The sequence below is a fragment of the Oleiphilus sp. HI0061 genome (assembly GCF_001635675.1).
The window spans coordinates 1-2,349 of record NZ_LWFE01001176.1; the positions used below are offsets into that span (position 1 = coordinate 1).

Genomic DNA, 2,349 nt, shown 5'->3' on the forward strand with positions numbered 1-2,349 from the left:
TTTTTCTTTTCCAGTGCCTTTTTCTTCTCCAGAGCCTTTTTCTTCTCTAGAGCNTTTTTCTTCTCTAGAGCCTTTTTCTTCTCTAGAGCCTTTTTCTTCTCTAGAGCCTTTTTCTTCTCTAGAGCCTTTTTCTTATCCAGAGCCTTTTTCTTATCCAGAGCCTTTTGTTTTTCCTGAACCTTTGCCCGCTCCCTATCTCGGAGTTGCTGTAGTTCATTTTCACTAATCACACGAGCTTGAATACTTTTTGGAGGCAACTTAACTGTTTGCTCGTTACTACTCTGCCAATTGAAAAAGAATGCAGCAATGACCAATATATGAACAGCAACACTAGCAATCAGAAACTTTCGATTTTTTACCTCTATCGCCTCGCCTAACAAGACCTTAAGGAGTTTAAAGTTTTCCGTTGCACGCTTATCTGAAGACTTTCCACTTGCTCCCTGCTTTTTCAAAGCACGAGCTTGAGAATCTTTAGCCGTGTTTTTCTTCATGGGTCCTCAGTGATCAATCCGACATCTTTCGCACCGGCATTCTGTAAAGCAGCCATCAGCTCAACCACAACTCCGTACTCTACATGCCTGTCTCCTCGCACAAGAACACTAGTAGAAGGTTCGTGTTGAAGAATAGAGCTTACATTTTTTAGTACGACCTGAAGCTCTAAAGGTTTCTTGCTTGATGATGTCATTTCCATATAGTAAGCACCGTTTGAGTCGACCGTCACGACAATCGGCTCGAGGCTTTTAGCACTTTCTACCGGGTCGCTATCAAGTAAGGGTAAATCAATCTTGATCCCCTGAGTCAGCATTGGTGCTGTCACCATAAAGATAATAAGCAGCACTAGCATCACATCGATATAGGGAACAACATTTATATCGGACATGGGTTTACGCTTAGATCTAGGCACCGTTATCAGCCTCTATTAGAAGTATTATCAGCAACACCGTCTTTTGCACTTCCTGCACTTGAATGAATATTTCGATGAAGAATACTCGAGAACTCATCAGCGAAAGTTTCATAGCTTGTATAAAGCGCATCAGCCCTTGCCGAAAACCTGTTATAAGCAACAACAGCAGGAATTGCTGCGAATAGCCCCATTGCAGTAGCAATTAGTGCTTCAGCAATACCTGGCGCTACCGTCGCCAAGGTCGCTTGCTGCTGCTGAGCAAGCCCGAGAAAAGAGTTCATAATCCCCCAAACTGTGCCGAACAGACCAACATAAGGGCTTGTAGAGCCAACTGTTGCCAAAAATGGCAGATTGGAGTCAAGTCGTTCACCCTCTCGCGAAAGCGCTACACGCATTGATCGCTGCGTCCCCTCCATCACGGCATCGGCGTCTACGCCGGCTTGTTGTTTTAAACGGTTAAATTCCTTAAACCCCGATTTAAAAATCAATTCAAGCCCACTACTCGCAGCCGACCCGGAACTTCTTTTGTACAATTTTCCTAGATCCATGCCGGACCAAAACATATCCTCAAAATTATGCTGCTGCGCATTAGCCTGTCTGAAGAAACTAGAGCGCTGGAATATCAGATACCAGGATATTATCGACGCAAGCAATAATGCCAACATAACCAACTGCACAATAAAACTTGCATCAAGAATCAAACCAACAATCGAAATCTTTTCCTGCACTTATTTTCTCCAGGTAATCTGCCAAATCTAGGCACAAAATACGGTAATAGCTGACTAACTTTGTAACCCTGTTGAACTCAAGGCTTGCTTCAGGCCTTCGGGTAGCGCTCTCGGCTTGTTATCAGGCAATGATACACAAGCGACCTTAACATTCCCCTCAACTAGCCGCCTACCAGATGAGTCTTCAACAAACTGTTCAAATTCTATATAAGTTCTTTTTAGAGACGAAACCGAAGCAGTAACATTCAGTATTTCATCAAGTTTGGCGGGGGCCAGGTATCTAACATCAAGGCTATGCACTACATAACTGATTCCTTCTTCGAAACCAGCCCGAAGCTCAAACCCTAAACTTCGAATAAACTCCGTTCTAGCACGCTCAAAATACTTTAAATAATTAGCATAAAACACGACGCCGCCAACATCAGTGTCCTCTATATAAACGCGTATTGGCAGACTGAATGCTTCGCTAGAACATGTCATATCACGCTCCGCCGCTGAGTTCGGCGGGTGCTTTCAAACCAAAATGCTGCCATGCTTTTTGTGTTGCCAGACGACCGCGCTGCGTTCTTGCCAAATACCCTTGCTGAATCAGGTAAGGCTCCAAGACATCCTCAACCGTGCCTCGCTCCTCACTAATTGCTGCCGCCATGCTTTCTACGCCAACCGGGCCGCCAGCAAATGTTTCGAGTACCGCGAGTAGTAAGCGCCGATCCATTT

The 2,349-nt window shown here is 44.7% G+C and carries 4 protein-coding genes; all 4 read right to left on the minus strand.

The annotated features are described in order from the left end of the window. Window positions 1-487: 487 nt before the first annotated feature. Complete coding sequence (gene tolR / locus A3735_RS17955; RefSeq protein WP_068511022.1) at window positions 488-880, minus strand: protein TolR; 393 nt, start codon at window positions 878-880, stop codon at window positions 488-490. A 29-nt stretch (window positions 881-909) separates the two neighbouring features. Continuing rightward, entirely contained in the window at window positions 910-1,632 is a 723-nt protein-coding gene (gene tolQ / locus A3735_RS17960; RefSeq protein WP_068511024.1) for a protein TolQ, read from the minus strand. Window positions 1,633-1,686: 54 nt separating this feature from the next. After that, entirely contained in the window at window positions 1,687-2,112 is a 426-nt protein-coding gene (locus A3735_RS17965; protein WP_068511027.1) for a YbgC/FadM family acyl-CoA thioesterase, read from the minus strand. Between the two features lies 1 nt (window position 2,113). Further along, window positions 2,114-2,349, minus strand: a 236-nt coding sequence (locus tag A3735_RS17970) for a Holliday junction DNA helicase RuvB C-terminal domain-containing protein (protein WP_068638394.1), incomplete at its 5' end; no start/stop codon positions are given.